2 protein-coding genes are annotated in these 456 nt (G+C 68.2%); both read left to right on the plus strand.

Going from position 1 to position 456, the window contains the following annotated elements; translation table 11 throughout:
- Positions 1–364 (plus strand): ribonuclease PH (gene rph / locus VG556_RS22495; RefSeq protein ID WP_423180066.1); only part of this gene is annotated, 364 nt, incomplete at its 5' end.
- Positions 361–456, plus strand: a 96-nt coding sequence (locus VG556_RS22500) for a VOC family protein (RefSeq protein ID WP_423180067.1), incomplete at its 3' end; no start/stop codon positions are given. The genes rph and VG556_RS22500, both read left to right, overlap by 4 nt.

The following is a 456-nucleotide window of genomic DNA, read 5'->3' on the forward strand; positions in this document are numbered from 1 at the left end:
GCTGCAGGCCGACGGTGGCACCCGCACCGCCGCCATCACCGGCGCCTACGTGGCCCTGGTCGATGCGGTGAACGTGCTGATGAAGCGTGGCGACATCAAGCGCAACCCGATCCTCGGCGCCGTGGCTGCGGTGTCGGTGGGCGTGTACCGTGGCACCCCGGTGCTGGACCTGGACTACGCCGAAGACAGCGACTGCGACACCGACATGAACGTGGTGATGAACGACGGCGGCGGCTTCATCGAACTGCAGGGCACCGCCGAAGGCCATGCCTTCCGCCGCGATGAGCTGGATGCGCTGCTGGGCCTGGCCGAAAAGGGCGTGGCCGAACTGCTGGCCGCGCAGCAGGCAGCGCTGTCGGCATGAACCGGCGCCTTGCCCTGACCACCCTGGTGGTGGCCGACTACGACGAAGCCATTGCCTGGTACACCGGTAAGCTCGGCTTCGCGCTGCTGGAG

This window comes from Stenotrophomonas sp. CASM106, assembly GCF_049384825.1.
GTDB lineage: Bacteria > Pseudomonadota > Gammaproteobacteria > Xanthomonadales > Xanthomonadaceae > Stenotrophomonas > Stenotrophomonas muris.